At 34.4% G+C, this 14,974-nt stretch carries 14 protein-coding genes, 3 tRNA genes and 3 rRNA genes; 17 read left to right on the top strand and 3 right to left on the bottom strand.

Annotated elements, in window-relative coordinates; translation table 11 throughout:
- Positions 1-30 precede the first annotated feature (30 nt).
- The 6 genes from ACZ5TJ_RS14420 to ACZ5TJ_RS14395 all read left to right on the top strand — a co-directional run bounded on the left by ACZ5TJ_RS14420 (position 31) and on the right by ACZ5TJ_RS14395 (position 5,128).
- A 16S ribosomal RNA gene (locus tag ACZ5TJ_RS14420) occupies positions 31-1,547 on the top strand.
- Between the two features lie 133 nt (positions 1,548-1,680).
- A tRNA-Ile gene (locus ACZ5TJ_RS14415) sits at positions 1,681-1,757 on the top strand.
- A 126-nt stretch (positions 1,758-1,883) separates the two neighbouring features.
- Positions 1,884-4,792: ribosomal RNA gene (locus ACZ5TJ_RS14410) — 23S ribosomal RNA — on the top strand.
- Positions 4,793-4,848: 56 nt separating this feature from the next.
- Positions 4,849-4,965: ribosomal RNA gene (rrf, locus tag ACZ5TJ_RS14405) — 5S ribosomal RNA — on the top strand.
- The 16S, 23S and 5S rRNA genes sit together here with 3 tRNA genes alongside, the layout of an rRNA operon.
- 7 nt (positions 4,966-4,972) lie before the next feature.
- Positions 4,973-5,048: transfer RNA gene (locus ACZ5TJ_RS14400), tRNA-Phe, on the top strand.
- Positions 5,049-5,053: 5 nt separating this feature from the next.
- Positions 5,054-5,128 (top strand) — tRNA-Cys (locus ACZ5TJ_RS14395).
- A gap of 156 nt (positions 5,129-5,284) precedes the next feature.
- On the opposite strand, the gene ACZ5TJ_RS14390 is transcribed toward ACZ5TJ_RS14395, so the two are convergent.
- Both ACZ5TJ_RS14390 and ACZ5TJ_RS14385 read right to left on the bottom strand, forming a co-directional pair.
- Positions 5,285-6,196: a S66 peptidase family protein gene (locus ACZ5TJ_RS14390; protein ID WP_464200513.1), complete on the bottom strand. Its 912-nt coding sequence runs from the start codon at positions 6,194-6,196 to the stop codon at positions 5,285-5,287.
- Between the two features lie 85 nt (positions 6,197-6,281).
- Positions 6,282-7,229, bottom strand: a complete 948-nt coding sequence (locus ACZ5TJ_RS14385) for a magnesium transporter CorA family protein (protein WP_464200512.1) — start codon at positions 7,227-7,229, stop codon at positions 6,282-6,284.
- A 298-nt stretch (positions 7,230-7,527) separates the two neighbouring features.
- Between ACZ5TJ_RS14385 and ACZ5TJ_RS14380 the strand changes: the two genes are divergently transcribed.
- The 8 genes from ACZ5TJ_RS14380 (at position 7,528) to ACZ5TJ_RS14345 (ending at position 12,089) form a co-directional block, all read left to right on the top strand.
- A complete protein-coding gene (locus tag ACZ5TJ_RS14380) occupies positions 7,528-8,031 on the top strand; it encodes a hypothetical protein (RefSeq protein ID WP_464200511.1) in 504 nt (167 codons plus the stop codon).
- 222 nt (positions 8,032-8,253) lie between these two features.
- Positions 8,254-8,439: a sigma factor G inhibitor Gin gene (locus tag ACZ5TJ_RS14375; protein ID WP_464200510.1), complete on the top strand. Its 186-nt coding sequence runs from the start codon at positions 8,254-8,256 to the stop codon at positions 8,437-8,439.
- A gap of 203 nt (positions 8,440-8,642) precedes the next feature.
- On the top strand, positions 8,643-9,323 hold the full coding sequence (locus tag ACZ5TJ_RS14370; RefSeq protein WP_039312683.1) for a dTMP kinase: 681 nt from the start codon (positions 8,643-8,645) through the stop codon (positions 9,321-9,323).
- A gap of 82 nt (positions 9,324-9,405) precedes the next feature.
- On the top strand, positions 9,406-9,735 hold the full coding sequence (locus ACZ5TJ_RS14365; RefSeq protein WP_039312686.1) for a cyclic-di-AMP receptor: 330 nt from the start codon (positions 9,406-9,408) through the stop codon (positions 9,733-9,735).
- Positions 9,736-9,759: 24 nt separating this feature from the next.
- On the top strand, positions 9,760-10,689 hold the full coding sequence (locus ACZ5TJ_RS14360; RefSeq protein WP_077229846.1) for a DNA polymerase III subunit delta': 930 nt from the start codon (positions 9,760-9,762) through the stop codon (positions 10,687-10,689).
- Positions 10,690-10,692: 3 nt separating this feature from the next.
- Positions 10,693-11,598, top strand: coding sequence for a PSP1 domain-containing protein (locus tag ACZ5TJ_RS14355; RefSeq protein WP_464202345.1), 906 nt, complete (start codon positions 10,693-10,695; stop codon positions 11,596-11,598).
- Positions 11,599-11,610: 12 nt separating this feature from the next.
- Positions 11,611-11,814, top strand: coding sequence for a heavy-metal-associated domain-containing protein (locus ACZ5TJ_RS14350; protein WP_464200509.1), 204 nt, complete (start codon positions 11,611-11,613; stop codon positions 11,812-11,814).
- 104 nt (positions 11,815-11,918) lie between these two features.
- Positions 11,919-12,089, top strand: coding sequence for a DUF362 domain-containing protein (locus ACZ5TJ_RS14345; RefSeq protein ID WP_055209288.1), 171 nt, complete (start codon positions 11,919-11,921; stop codon positions 12,087-12,089).
- A gap of 49 nt (positions 12,090-12,138) precedes the next feature.
- Here the strand turns inward: ACZ5TJ_RS14345 and ACZ5TJ_RS14340 are convergent, their stop codons facing one another.
- The gene (locus ACZ5TJ_RS14340) at positions 12,139-12,786 is read right to left on the bottom strand and encodes an MBL fold metallo-hydrolase (protein WP_464200508.1); all 648 of its coding nucleotides are present in this window, start codon (positions 12,784-12,786) and stop codon (positions 12,139-12,141) included.
- Between the two features lie 161 nt (positions 12,787-12,947).
- Here ACZ5TJ_RS14340 and ACZ5TJ_RS14335 point away from each other — a divergent pair, with 161 nt between their 5' ends.
- The 3 genes from ACZ5TJ_RS14335 to ACZ5TJ_RS14325 are packed head-to-tail and all read left to right on the top strand — an operon-like array spanning position 12,948 to position 14,942.
- The gene (locus tag ACZ5TJ_RS14335) at positions 12,948-13,403 is read left to right on the top strand and encodes a CtsR family transcriptional regulator (RefSeq protein WP_464200507.1); all 456 of its coding nucleotides are present in this window, start codon (positions 12,948-12,950) and stop codon (positions 13,401-13,403) included.
- A gap of 13 nt (positions 13,404-13,416) precedes the next feature.
- On the top strand, positions 13,417-13,926 hold the full coding sequence (locus ACZ5TJ_RS14330; protein ID WP_464200506.1) for a UvrB/UvrC motif-containing protein: 510 nt from the start codon (positions 13,417-13,419) through the stop codon (positions 13,924-13,926).
- A 5-nt stretch (positions 13,927-13,931) separates the two neighbouring features.
- Positions 13,932-14,942, top strand: coding sequence for an ATP--guanido phosphotransferase (locus ACZ5TJ_RS14325; protein WP_464200505.1), 1,011 nt, complete (start codon positions 13,932-13,934; stop codon positions 14,940-14,942).
- Positions 14,943-14,974: the final 32 nt, after the last annotated feature.

The following is a 14,974-nucleotide window of genomic DNA, read 5'->3' as shown; positions in this document are numbered from 1 at the left end:
GTAAGTTTTATGAGTTAACAGATTAAACTTTTTATTGAGAGTTTGATCCTGGCTCAGGACGAACGCTGGCGGCGTGCCTAACACATGCAAGTCGAGCGATGAAGTTTCCTTCGGGAAACGGATTAGCGGCGGACGGGTGAGTAACACGTGGGTAACCTGCCTCATAGAGGGGAATAGCCTCCCGAAAGGGAGATTAATACCGCATAACATTGCAGTTTCGCATGAAACAGCAATTAAAGGAGCAATCCGCTATGAGATGGACCCGCGGCGCATTAGCTAGTTGGTAAGGTAATGGCTTACCAAGGCGACGATGCGTAGCCGACCTGAGAGGGTGATCGGCCACATTGGGACTGAGACACGGCCCAGACTCCTACGGGAGGCAGCAGTGGGGAATATTGCACAATGGGGGAAACCCTGATGCAGCAACGCCGCGTGAGTGATGACGGTCTTCGGATTGTAAAGCTCTGTCTTTGGGGACGATAATGACGGTACCCAAGGAGGAAGCCACGGCTAACTACGTGCCAGCAGCCGCGGTAATACGTAGGTGGCGAGCGTTGTCCGGATTTACTGGGCGTAAAGGGAGCGTAGGCGGATTTTTAAGTGGGATGTGAAATACCCGGGCTCAACCTGGGTGCTGCATTCCAAACTGGGAATCTAGAGTGCAGGAGGGGAGAGTGGAATTCCTAGTGTAGCGGTGAAATGCGTAGAGATTAGGAAGAACACCAGTGGCGAAGGCGACTCTCTGGACTGTAACTGACGCTGAGGCTCGAAAGCGTGGGGAGCGAACAGGATTAGATACCCTGGTAGTCCACGCCGTAAACGATGGATACTAGGTGTGGGAGGTATCAACTCCTTCCGTGCCGCCGCTAACGCATTAAGTATCCCGCCTGGGGAGTACGGTCGCAAGATTAAAACTCAAAGGAATTGACGGGGGCCCGCACAAGTAGCGGAGCATGTGGTTTAATTCGAAGCAACGCGAAGAACCTTACCTAGACTTGACATCCTCTGCATTACCCTTAATCGGGGAAGTTCCTTCGGGAACAGAGTGACAGGTGGTGCATGGTTGTCGTCAGCTCGTGTCGTGAGATGTTGGGTTAAGTCCCGCAACGAGCGCAACCCCTATTGTTAGTTGCTACCATTAAGTTGAGCACTCTAGCGAGACTGCCTGGGTTAACCAGGAGGAAGGTGGGGATGACGTCAAATCATCATGCCCCTTATGTCTAGGGCTACACACGTGCTACAATGGCAAGTACAGAGAGATGCAATACCGCAAGGTGGAGCTAAACTTCAAAACTTGTCTCAGTTCGGATTGTAGGCTGAAACTCGCCTACATGAAGCTGGAGTTACTAGTAATCGCGAATCAGCATGTCGCGGTGAATACGTTCCCGGGCCTTGTACACACCGCCCGTCACACCATGAGAGTTGGCAATACCCAAAGTTCGTGAGCTAACGCATAAGCGAGGCAGCGACCTAAGGTAGGGTCAGCGATTGGGGTGAAGTCGTAACAAGGTAGCCGTAGGAGAACCTGCGGCTGGATCACCTCCTTTCTATGGAGAATTCAGTTAACAAGATGATTAACTGGTAAATAAAAAATTCGAAATTCGGATTTCTTCTTTAAAAAAGAAGGTTTAAGTATTAAGTTCTGTTCAATTTTGAGAGATCTTCTCTCGAAAGGAATATGGGTCTATAGCTCAGCTGGTTAGAGCGCACGCCTGATAAGCGTGAGGTCGGTGGTTCGAGTCCACTTAGACCCACCACATTGTTCTTTGAAAATTGCATATGAATATAAATTGTTGATACAACAAGCCAAGAAAAATGTATTTTACAAATACTATTCTTTGTTAGATCTGAATTGTAATAATTTTGATAAAAATGACTAAATAGGTCAAGCTACAAAGGGCGCATGGTGAATGCCTTGGCATCAGGAGCCGATGAAGGACGTGATAAGCTGCGATAAGCTTCGGGTAGGCGCACATAGCCAGAGATCCGGAGATTTCCGAATGAGGAAACTCACATGGGTTAACCCCATGTATCATATAGTGAATACATAGCTATATGAGGGTAACCTAGGGAACTGAAACATCTAAGTACCTAGAGGAAGAGAAAGAAAAATCGATTTTCTTAGTAGCGGCGAGCGAAAAGGAAAGAGCCCAAACCAAAGATTTATCTTTGGGGTTGCGGACAGAACATTAACTTAGGAAGCTATTGTAACCGAAGATAACTGGAAAGTTAAACCGTAGAGTGTAATAGTCACGTAGGTGAAACGAGAAAGCCTAAAGTTCTGATCCAGAGTACCACGAGACACGTGAAACCTTGTGGGAAGCAGGGAGGACCACCTCCCAAGGCTAAATACTACCTGATGACCGATAGTGAAGCAGTACCGTGAGGGAAAGGTGAAAAGAACCCCGGGAGGGGAGTGAAATAGAACCTGAAACCGTGTGCCTACAACCGATCAAAGCCCCTTATGAGGGTGATGATGTGCTTTTTGTAGAACGAGCCAACGAGTTACGGTATGTAGCAAGGTTAAGTACTTAAGGTACGGAGCCGAAGGGAAACCAAGTCTTAATAGGGCGACTAGTTGCATGCCGTAGACCCGAAACCGGGTGACCTATCCATGGCCAGGTTGAAGCGAGGGTAAAACCTCGTGGAGGACCGAACCACGTTGCTGTTGAAAAAGCATGGGATGAGCTGTGGATAGCGGAGAAATTCCAATCGAACTCGGAGATAGCTGGTTCTCCTCGAAATAGCTTTAGGGCTAGCGTCGGACATGTGAGTAGTGGAGGTAGAGCACTGAATGGGCTAGGGGGCATAGCGCTTACCGAACCTTATCAAACTCCGAATGCCACATACTTTTAATCCGGCAGTCAGACTGTGAGTGATAAGATCCATGGTCAAAAGGGAAACAGCCCAGATCGTCAGCTAAGGTCCCAAAGTGTAAGTTAAGTGGGAAAGGATGTGGGATTTCTAAGACAACTAGGATGTTGGCTTAGAAGCAGCCACTCATTGAAAGAGTGCGTAATAGCTCACTAGTCGAGAGATCCTGCGCCGAAAATGTAACGGGGCTAAACTTACCACCGAAGCTACGGGTTCACACTTAGTGTGAGCGGTAGAGGAGCGTTGTAATCGGGCTGAAGTCGTACCGTAAGGAGCGGTGGACTGATTACAAGTGAGAATGTTGGCATCAGTAGCGAGATGTAGGTGAGAATCCTACAGGCCGAATATCTAAGGTTTCCTCAGGAAGGTTCGTCCGCTGAGGGTTAGTCGGGACCTAAGCCGAGGCCGAAAGGCGTAGGTGATGGACAATCGGTTGATATTCCGATACCACTATAATCGTTATTATCGATGGTGTGACGGAGAAGGATAGGATGTGCTAACTATTGGATGTTAGTCTAAGCGTTTAGGGAGTTAGAGTAGGCAAATCCGCTTTAACAATCCTGAGGCGTGATGGGGAAGGTTCTACGGAACCGAAGTATCTGATTCCATGCTTCCAAGAAAAGCATCTAGAGAGAGAAGTAGTGCCCGTACCGCAAACCGACACAGGTAGATGAGGAGAGAATCCTAAGGCCGGCGGAAGAATTGCAGTTAAGGAACTAGGCAAATTGACCCCGTAACTTCGGGAGAAGGGGTGCCTACGAGAGTAGGTCGCAGAGAATAGGCCCAAGCAACTGTTTAGCAAAAACACAGGTCTCTGCTAAAGCGAAAGCTGATGTATAGGGGCTGACGCCTGCCCGGTGCTGGAAGGTTAAGGGGAACACTTAGCGTAAGCGAAGGTGTGAACTTAAGCCCCAGTAAACGGCGGCCGTAACTATAACGGTCCTAAGGTAGCGAAATTCCTTGTCAGGTAAGTTCTGACCCGCACGAATGGCGTAATGACTTGGGCACTGTCTCAACTGCAAATCCGGCGAAGTTGTAGTGCGAGTGAAGATGCTCGCTACCCGCGATTGGACGGAAAGACCCCGTAGAGCTTTACTGTAGCTTAGCATTGAATTTCGGTATTATCTGTACAGGATAGGTGGGAGACTGGGAAATCAGGACGTCAGTCCTGATGGAGTCGTCCTTGGGATACCACCCTGATATTACTGGAATTCTAACTGGACGCCATGAATCTGGTGACAGGACATTGTTAGGTGGGCAGTTTGACTGGGGCGGTCGCCTCCTAAAAAGTAACGGAGGCGCCCAAAGGTTCCCTCAGAACGGTCGGAAATCGTTCGTAGAGTGCAAAGGCAGAAGGGAGCCTGACTGCGACACCCACAAGTGGAGCAGGGACGAAAGTCGGGCTTAGTGATCCGGTGGTACCTCGTGGGAGGGCCATCGCTCAACGGATAAAAGCTACCTCGGGGATAACAGGCTGATCTCCCCCAAGAGTTCACATCGACGGGGAGGTTTGGCACCTCGATGTCGGCTCGTCGCATCCTGGGGCTGAAGTAGGTCCCAAGGGTTGGGCTGTTCGCCCATTAAAGCGGCACGCGAGCTGGGTTCAGAACGTCGTGAGACAGTTCGGTCCCTATCCGTCGCGGGCGTAGGAAATTTGAGAGGAGCTGTCCTTAGTACGAGAGGACCGGGATGGACTGACCTCTGGTGTACCAGTTGTTCTGCCAAGAGCATAGCTGGGTAGCTAAGTCGGGAAGGGATAAACGCTGAAAGCATCTAAGCGTGAAGCCCACCTCAAGATGAGATTTCCCATAGCATAAGCTAGTAAGACCCCTTGAAGAACACAAGGTTGATAGGTCAGAGGTGTAAGCATGGTAACATGTTCAGCTGACTGATACTAATAGGTCGAGGGCTTGACCAATAAAAACAGACGATCAACAAAAATTCATATGCAATTTTCAGAGAACAATCTGAATATCTGGTGATGATGGCATAGAGGAAACACTCCTTCCCATTCCGAACAGGAAAGTTAAGCTCTATAGCGCTGATGGTACTTCATGGGTGACCGTGCGGGAGAGTAAGACGTTGCCAGGTACAATACGGCTCGATAGCTCAGTTGGTAGAGCAGCGGATTGAAGATCCGCGTGTCGTAGGTTCGATTCCTACTCGAGCCACCATGTATGGCGCTATAGCCAAGTGGTAAGGCAGAGGTCTGCAAAACCTTTATTCCCCGGTTCAAATCCGGGTGGCGCCTCCATACAGAGAACCTGTAAACATAGTTTACAGGTTTTTATTTTTCCATTAAATAAAAATAGACTTAAAAAACATAAAATTTATCCACAAAAATTTTAAAAATAAACAAGTTATCCACTGAAAAGTTGAAAAACTATGTTTATAAAATATATATTGTGGATTATTTTAAAGGATTTTCACAGATTATAAGTTTATTAGTATTCTTTTCATAACTTGCATTACAGCCTATTGGAAAAGTCAAATTAGGATAAGAATGCCCAAAAGGTACCCCATATATAATTGGTATATTAAGAGGAACTAATCTTTTTTCTATAATTTCTTTAATTGTGAAATTATCTTTATTACAATCTTTAGGATCACATCCAGTCATATGGCCAATTAAAATCCCATTACATTTATTTAATTTAAAAGACAATAATAACTGAGTTAATAATCTATCTACTACGTAAGGCGATTCATCAATTTCTTCTATCATAAGTATTGAATCATTAAAGTTAACTTCAAATGGTGTTCCAATAGAAGAACATAACATAGAAAGATTTCCTCCCATTAAACGACCTGAGAAATAATCTTCGTTATATCTTATTGAATTAGATAAATCATATATATATCCTTTAGTTGGATTAGTCATGAATTTTTTTAAGGAGGATAATGTATATAGATCATCAAATTTAGATTTTATCATTGGACCATGAAATGTTATTAATTTATTTGCAGCAAAATAATTTAAAAGAATAGTTATATCACTATAGCCACAGAAGAATTTAGGATGTTTTTTTATTGTCTTTATATCTATATAAGGTAAAGTTCTAATTGAGCCATATCCACCTCTAAAACAAATGATTCCATCAATAGAATCATCTTTAAACATATCTACTAGATCTTTTGCTCTATCTTTATCTGTACCAGCTAAATAGCCATCTTTGTCATAAATATGATTACCTAATACTATATTAAAGCCAAAATCCTTAAATTGATTTATAAACATATCAATATCTTCTTTAGGACTACATGAAGCAGGACAAATAATTCCTATAGTTGAGTCTGATTTTAACAGTTTCCCCTTTATCATAAAAATAAATCCTCCTAAAAAAAGAGAGCCTATTAAATAGCTCTCTATTGTTTTAATATATTTATATGTTTTATATAAAAAAATGTTATCTAAACATATCCTTTTTATATAATACCCATGCAACAATACCGCAAATTAGGAGTGTTAAAAACATTATAATGTAAAATGCCATTGGATCGTCAGGTGCAAATGGAAGCCATACATTCATACCAAATATACCACCAATTATAGTTGGAATAGCCATAAGTATAGTAACAGAAGCAAGGACCTTCATTACTATATTAAGATTATTTGATATTACTGATGCAAAGAAATCCATTGTACTCGCTAATATGTTACTATATATTTCTGTCATCTCAATGGCCTGCTTATTTTCTATAATTACATTTTCTAAAACATCTTTATCATCCTCATATTTTTGAATTATATCTAATTTAAGCATTTTTTCTAAAGTTATTTCATTTGCTTTCAATGATGTTGAAAAGTAAACCAAAGATTTTTCTAATGAATGTAATTGTATAAGTTCTCTATTCTTCATAGATTTATGAAGTCTTTTTTCTATCATTAAACTCTTTTTATCTATTTGCCTTAAATATAGTAAATAGTAAGTAGAGATTCTATTTAAGATTTGTAATGTGAATCTTGATTTCTTAAATGTATAAAAAGTTTTTATTCTTCCATTAATAAAGTCAGTAAGTATCTTACTGTTTTTTAAGCAAACAGTTATAAGATATTTGCTTGTGTGAATTATTGAAAGTGGATATGTATCATAAGTTAAAGAGTTGTCTTCCATCTCAGTAAATGGAATATCGACAATTATTGAAATAGCGGTATTCTCTATATCTATACGAGATGTTTCTTCATCATCTAATGAAGCTTTTAAAAAATCTAAATCAACACCAGTTTTATTAGCGATTAGTATAAGTTCTTCATCAGAAGGTGCAACTATATTTATCCAACAACCAGGTTCGATATTATCAAGTTGTTTTAATGTTGTATTTTCTTCGCTAATTGTTTTAAATATTTGAATCATAAGCAAACCTCCATGTGTATTCAAATATATTATACTCTTAAAAATATAAATATAAAATAATGCATTTTAAAATATATTTAGATTATAGATATAACATATTAAATATATTAAAGAAAAATAAGTATTTAAGAGAAAAAGATAATAAATATTAGAATAAAAGAGATAAGCAAAGACAAACACATAGAATCAAATAATAATAATAAATTTTGAAAAATATTAATATGGATTTAAAATATATTTACTAGTATAATCAAATCTATGTTTATCAATATTTGCAAGTATCATGGGGGATAAAAATATGATGCATAAAGAAGTAATCGAAAGAAGAAAAGCTCCAGTTATAGCATTAGTATTATTAATAATAACAATTATGCTGTATTTACATGAGGGGCTTAAATTCATCAATTTTGATAGCAGTAACACTATAAAAATATGTAATATTGTTTTAGTGGCAATAACTATTTACATTATATTTAAAGAGGTTATTAGTTGTGGAACAGCATATAAGCATGCTGTAATAGCAAACAAGCTTATAATAAATAAGATCTCAAAAAGACAAGAAAAGAATCTATCTAGTATAAAAATATCTGATATTGTTTATTTAGGTAAAAGAAATGAACAACCTAAGAAGTATGATGCTAAACATATCGGTAATTATACCTTTGATAAGTTTAGTATGACAGCATATTGTTGCGTATATAAAGTTGAAGATAGTTACTATAAATTTTATTTTAAACCAAGTGAATGCTTTATAAATAAAGTTAGAAGACATATGGAAATTAAAAACTCCCAAGCTAGTTAGCTTAGGGAGTTAATTTTTTTTATGTAATATAAATGGGGTAGTACATACTTTTAGGAGTATTAAATCAATAATATAAGTAAATAATTTAAGAGAACCTACATAATAAAATATTTCACAGTATCTATACAAATAAAAAATATTTACATTAATTAATTAATTGTATAAAAGGAACGGTATAGGGTAATAATCTAGATAATATTTTATTTTTTGGGGGTATTATTTATGAAAATTTTTGATAGTAAGAGCATTAGAGAAAATGTATGTGTAATATGTGGAAATGTTAGTGATAACGGCATAGTTATAAAAGGTGAATTGGTCTGCTCTACATGTGAATATGAAATGGTTAATTCAAATCCAGGAGAACCTAAGTATGATGCTTATGTAGATGGAATTAAAAAGATATTTTGATTATATTTTAATTACTTATATAGTATGTATAATATATAGCAATACTTAATTGTATTGCTATTTTTTGTATAAAAAGATTATAACAAACATTATTCCATTGAAAAATCAATTGAAAATACTTCGTAATATATATAGTATAGTAATATACAGTATATGAATGGAGGATAGATTAGTAAGGTTTAAATACTTTATTAAAGAAGGATATGAAAAAAGGTAAGTTAATAATAATAGAGAGTGGAACTGATGGAAGCGGAAAGGCAACACAAACACAAAAGTTATATGATAAATTAATAGCTGAAGGAAAGAATGTAAGAAAGATAACTTTCCCAAATTACGATAGTCCAGCTTGTATGCCAGTTAAGATGTATTTAAGCGGAGAATTTGGAAGTAAGCCAGATGATGTTAATGCATATGCAGCATCAACATTTTATGCTATAGATAGATTTGCTTCATTTAAAACTGACTGGGGAGAGTTCTATAATAATGGTGGAATAATATTATCAGATAGATATACTACATCTAATATGGTTCATCAAGCTGTAAAGATGCATGATGATTTAGAGAGAGAAAAATACTTAAATTGGTTATATGAATTAGAATTTGAGTTATATGGATTACCAAAACCAGATTGCGTAGTATTTTTAAATTTAGCTCCAGAGATAAGTAAAAAGCTTATGGAAGATAGAGCAAATAAGTTTACTGGAGAAAAGGAAAAAGATATTCATGAATGTAATGATGAATACTTAGTAAAGTGTTATAACAATTCTCTAGAGATAGCAAATAAATATGATTGGAAAGTAATTGATTGTAATGAAGGCGAAAATATAAAGTCAATTGATACAATAAGTAACGAAGTGTATAACGTAGTAAGAGAGTACATATAATGGCAAAATAAATTGTTATGGAAAGATATTACTTTGTGGTAGAATATATTTAGGGTATTTATTATAAATTGGGAGGGTATTTATGAAACTTTTAATAGCTGTAGTACATGATGATGATTCAGAAGATTTACTAGATGCTTTAGCTGAGAAAGAGATAGGGGTTACGAAGCTTGCCACTACAGGTGGTTTTTTAAAGGCAGGCAATACAACATTAATGATAGGTGTTAGAAAAGAACAAGTTGATGAGGTCGTAAATATAATAAAAGATGTATGTAAGGAGAGAAAAGAAGTTATTACAACTCCAGCTCCAATTACAGGTAACAACGGTATGTATATGCAATATCCAATTGAAGTTCAAGTTGGAGGAGCAACAATCTTTGTTGTAGATGTTGACCAATTCATAAAGATATAATTTCATTTTAAAGGAGCGAGTGTATTGAGCAATTTTATAGGACATAAAAAAATCATAGAAGGATTTATGAAAAGAGCAGAAAGCAATACACTATCTCATGCTCATTTAATCTCAGGAAGAGATGGAATTGGTAAAAGTATTCTAGCAGATATATTTGTATCTAAAATACTTAATAAAGAACCAAAGAAAGAGCATATTGATGCTATTCATTATAGGAATAATAAAGCTTCTATTGGAGTATCAGAAGTTAGAGAAATAATTGAAGAAGTTAGTAAAAGACCTTATGAAGGTGATAAGAAAGTTATTGTAATATATGATGCAGAAAAGTTAACTGTTCAAGCTCAAAATGCATTACTTAAAACAATAGAAGAACCGCCTATTGGGGTATTTATAATATTGCTTACTACTAACTTAGAAGTTATATTAGATACTATAAAATCAAGATGTCAAATATATAAGCTAACTCCTTTAAATAATGAAGAGATGTTAGAATATATAAAAGAAAATCATGATGTAGGTGAAGAAGAAATTTTATCAATACTTGCTTACTCTGAAGGAATACCAGGAAGGGCAGAGAGGTTTTTAAAAGATTCAGAGCTTCAATCACTTAGAAATACTATAATAAATATGCTAAAAGATATAAACAAAAATGAGGTAGATGTAACCTTAAATTATGAAAATGCATTTTTAAAGTTCAAAGATGAAAAAGAAGAATTACTAAATATAATATCTACTTTTATAAGAGATATAATTCTTTATAAAGAAGTAACAGATAAAAGATTAATAATTAATTCTGATAAATATAAAGATATAGAAGAACTTATAGAAATGATGTCATATAGAAAATTAAACGGAATGTTAAAATATATAGAAGAGGCAAGAGAAAATTTAAGGCATAATACTAATTTCCAAATGAGTATTAGTATTATGCTTATGGGTTTTTTGGAGGTATGATTAATTATGAAAGTAATAGGAGTAAGATTCAAAAAGGCTGGTAAAATATATTATTTTGGGCCTAATGATTTAGATATACATAAAGAAGATTATGTAATAGTTGAAACTGCTAGAGGAATAGAGTTTGGACAGTGTGTTATTGGAATAAAGGAAGTTAGTGAAGAAGATATAATAGCGCCACTTAAGAATGTATTAAGAATAGCAAGTGAAGAAGATATTAAAAAACATAATGAAAATAAAGCAAAAGAAGAAGATGCTTTAAATATTTGCACTCAAAAAATAGAAGAACATGGACTTCAAATGAAATTAATAGATGTTGAGTATACATTTGATAATAATAAAGTTATATTCTATTTCACAGCTGATGGAAGAGTTGACTTTAGAGAATTAGTTAAAGATTTAGCTACAATATTTAAAACAAGAATAGAGCTTAGACAAATTGGTGTTAGAGATGAAGCTAAAATGATAGGTGGACTTGGACCATGTGGAAGACCAATGTGCTGTTCATCATTTTTAGGTGACTTTGCATCTGTTTCTATAAAAATGGCTAAAGAACAAAACTTATCACTAAATCCAACAAAAATTTCAGGTATTTGTGGAAGATTAATGTGCTGCTTAAATTATGAGCAAAGCACATATGAAAGCATAAGAAAAGTACTTCCAAAGGTAGGATCAATAGTTAAAACTCCTATGGGTAATGGGGAAGTAATACAAAACAATATTGTAAAAGAAAATGTTAAAGTAAAGCTTAAGAAAAAAGATGAAGAAATTTTAGAGATATTTAAAATAGATGAAGTAGAATTAGTAAAAGGAAGCTTCGAAGATGTTATAGATGAATCAGATATTAAGCTTGAAATTGAAAGTCCTGAAGATAAGAAACTTATAAAACAACTTATAAAGGAAAAGTAGGAGGCGACGTTAATGAAGTCAGTATTAAAAGTTGCCGGAATGTACAAATCTACTGATGTTAGAAAGGTACAATCAGCAATCGCTAGTAATGAAGGTGTAATTGCTAGCGAAGTGGCTTTAGACAGAAAAGAAGTAACAATAATATATAATGATTTCGTTACAAAATTAGATGACATAATAGATAAGATAGAGGATATGGGTTACACTGTTATATAGGCCGATCTTAAATTTAAATAAAATACTTTTAAAAAAAAGTAAAACGTGTTAAAATTATGGTGGTGTAATTACCATAATACGAAAATTTTTAGGAGGTGTTTTTAATGGCATTTGTAATAAATGATACATGCATAAGCTGTGGAGCATGTGCACCAGAATGTCCTGTTAACGCTATAAGCCAAGGAGATACTCAATTCGTAATAGATGCAGATACTTGTATCGATTGTGGAAACTGTGCTAACGTTTGTCCAGTTGGAGCTCCAGAACAAGAATAATATAGCTAAAAAAGATCGTCATAATGGCGGTCTTTTTTTAGTACAAGCTTTAAATTTTTTTAACTGGTTTAAGGACTACAGATGATCCAGTTTGTAAAATAGTATCTTTAGAAATATTAAAAGAGTCTGTTTTAACTTTGTAGGAGTTTCTAGTAAGTAGTAAAAAGTCCTGAGGACCATTAAAAAGAAATGATGATAATGAGTATTTATAATTCATAGGTATAACTACCTTTGGATTTATTTTTTTATATAAATTAAAAGCTTCAATTCCATTTAAATTAATATGTCCACCTATTGGAATAAATAATATATCTATTTCATCTATCTTTTTTAAAATGTCATCAGATAAATCTTCACCTAAGTATCCTAAGTGACATAATCTTAAATTATCTATTTCATATATATATATAATGTTATTTCCGCGTTTAGCGCCTTTAAAGTGATCACTAAAAGTATCATAGCCAATTATTTTGCAAAAGTCAGTTACGTATTCCCCACTTGATGTAATTAAAGTAGTACTAGGATCAATATTTGGCATAGTAAAAGCATCTGGAGAAAAGTTACTTATTGTAATTATATTTGGTTTTATATTATCAATATTATGAGAAAATAATCTATTTAAAGGATCTATAAGAATTCTTTTTCCCATAGAATTTTTTATAAGAAAAGTTGAATTACAAAGCCAAGTTATATCCATAAAAATCCCTCCTAAGTGTATAAATTTAGTATGTGCAAAATAAAGTAATTATACCCAATATATTTATTAAAATTACTTTGCTTGAATAAAGTAAAAAAAAGTATTAATATAATCTTAAGGTCAAAGTAAGTAAAAGCGAAATTGATTAAGAGGGTGTAAACTTGGCAAGACTAACTGATATAATAGAAAAATTTATAAAAGAAATGATAAAAGAAGATGAGAATAATAAAGTATTAATCCAAAGAAACGATTTAGCAGATCAATTTAGATGTGCACCATCACAAATTAATTATGTGTTAAGTACAAGATTCACTTATGCTAAAGGATATATAATAGAAAGTAGAAGAGGTGGAGGAGGATATATATTAATAAAGAAGATAGAGCATGAAACTCCACTAAGCAGAAAGAAATTAATTGATGAATCAATAGGTAATTCAATAACTTATCATAATGCAGTTGAACTATTAGATAGCTTATTAGAATCAGAATTAATTAATAAAAAAGAGTATGAAATCATAAAAATAGCAGTGAACGATAAAACTTTAAGAAATGCAGAGAATAGAAATAGTATAAGAGCAGATATACTAAAGGGTATGATGATGGTAATAATTAAATAAAGGGGGTTAATTTATGCTATGTGAGAGGTGTAATAAAAATAAAGCAAACATACATCTTATTAAAGTTATAAAAGGGAAAAGAACTGGAAGATGGCTATGTGAAAAATGTGCAAGAGAATTTGGTGAATTACAACTAACTGAATTATTGAAAGATGATAATACGTCTACTATAGATATGTTAAATAATATATTTGATAATAATCATAATGATATAGAAGAAATAGTATGTAAGGCATGTGGCACAACATATAAAAGGTTTATAGATAAGGGGCTACTTGGATGTAGTAAATGTTATAAATATTTTGGTATTGATTTAGATTTAAAAATTAAAGATATCCAAGGAGAAAGTAGGCACAAAGGTAAAATACCTAAAAGGGCAGGAAAAACAATAAGAAAAAATAAAAATTTACAAACATTAAAAGAAGAATTAAGAAAAGCTATTGTCATTGAAGATTATGAAGAGGCAGCAGTAATTAGGGATAAAATTAAGATTTTAGAAAAAGAACTTAATGGAGGGTTATAACTGTTATGCAAAGTAATAATATGAATAAAGACAATAGCTTTAATATTATCATGGGAAGTAGATTAAAATTATATAGAAACATAGAAGGTTATAAATTTACTAATAAATTAGAAGTTGAAGAAGGTAGAAGACTTTCAGAAAAAGTCACAGATATATTAGTTAATAATATAGAAAATATTAAGGTAATAAATTTATGGGAAAATGAAGAAATAGAAAATGCTTCTATATATAAAGAGAGTGGAATAATAACTGAAAAATTCAATAAAAATAAAGATTTTGCATCTTTTTTAATTAATAAAGAAAAAAAATTTTACGTAATGGTTAATGAAGAGAATCATATAAGATTACAAATTGAAAATAGTGGCAATAATATAAAAGAAATGTATAATACATTAAATGATATTGATGATTTGCTAGAAGAAAGTCTTAATTATTCTTTTGATGAAAAGTTTGGATACCTAACTCCAAACATAAAAAATATTGGGACAGCCTTTACTTGTTCAATTATAATGCATTTACCAATGCTAACTTCAAGAGATAGAATATCAAATATTAATAAAGGTTTGAAGAGAATTGGTATGGCAATGCAAGGCTTATACGGAGAAAAAGCTAAAGCTTATGGAGATGTATACGAAATATATAATGAAATCACAACTGGAATTAGTGAAGAAGAGATTCTAGAAAACTTATTAACAGTATCAGAAAATATAAAAAATGAGGAAATCAATATAAGGGAAGAAGTATTAGAAAAATATTCTGAAGAGATAGAAGATAGGGTATTTAGAGCTTACGGAATATTAAAAAATGCTAGAATACTAAACTGGTTAGAAGCTGTGGCACTTATATCAGATTTAAGACTTGGTGCAGAATTATCTTTAATAGATATGAGTAAGTGCGATTTAGATAAAATTATGATTTTAACTAGAGATTCTGTTATGAAGGAAAACCTAAATAAAATGCTTTCATCAAGGGAACTTAGAATCGAGAGGGCTAAACTAGTAAAAGAACTTATATGATGACTATATGGCATAAAGGGCTAAGGAGGGTT

The sequence above is a fragment of the Clostridium budayi genome (assembly GCF_055396605.1).
Note: the sequence above shows the minus strand (reverse complement) of the source record. Positions and strands in the feature narration are given on the sequence as shown.

Bases quoted from the DNA above. Each gene is read 5' to 3' on its own strand.
- ACZ5TJ_RS14325 (WP_464200505.1), top strand. From the start codon at position 13,932: ATGCAAAGTAATAATATGAATAAAGACAATAGCTTTAATATTATCATG.
- ACZ5TJ_RS14365 (WP_039312686.1), top strand. From the start codon at position 9,406: ATGAAACTTTTAATAGCTGTAGTACATGATGATGATTCAGAAGATTTA.
- ACZ5TJ_RS14380 (WP_464200511.1), top strand. From the start codon at position 7,528: ATGATGCATAAAGAAGTAATCGAAAGAAGAAAAGCTCCAGTTATAGCA.
- ACZ5TJ_RS14390 (WP_464200513.1), bottom strand. From the start codon at position 6,196: ATGATAAAGGGGAAACTGTTAAAATCAGACTCAACTATAGGAATTATT.
- ACZ5TJ_RS14340 (WP_464200508.1), bottom strand. From the start codon at position 12,786: ATGGATATAACTTGGCTTTGTAATTCAACTTTTCTTATAAAAAATTCT.
- ACZ5TJ_RS14370 (WP_039312683.1), top strand. From the start codon at position 8,643: ATGAAAAAAGGTAAGTTAATAATAATAGAGAGTGGAACTGATGGAAGC.
- ACZ5TJ_RS14375 (WP_464200510.1), top strand. From the start codon at position 8,254: ATGAAAATTTTTGATAGTAAGAGCATTAGAGAAAATGTATGTGTAATA.
- ACZ5TJ_RS14385 (WP_464200512.1), bottom strand. From the start codon at position 7,229: ATGATTCAAATATTTAAAACAATTAGCGAAGAAAATACAACATTAAAA.
- ACZ5TJ_RS14345 (WP_055209288.1), top strand. From the start codon at position 11,919: ATGGCATTTGTAATAAATGATACATGCATAAGCTGTGGAGCATGTGCA.
- ACZ5TJ_RS14350 (WP_464200509.1), top strand. From the start codon at position 11,611: ATGAAGTCAGTATTAAAAGTTGCCGGAATGTACAAATCTACTGATGTT.
- ACZ5TJ_RS14330 (WP_464200506.1), top strand. From the start codon at position 13,417: ATGCTATGTGAGAGGTGTAATAAAAATAAAGCAAACATACATCTTATT.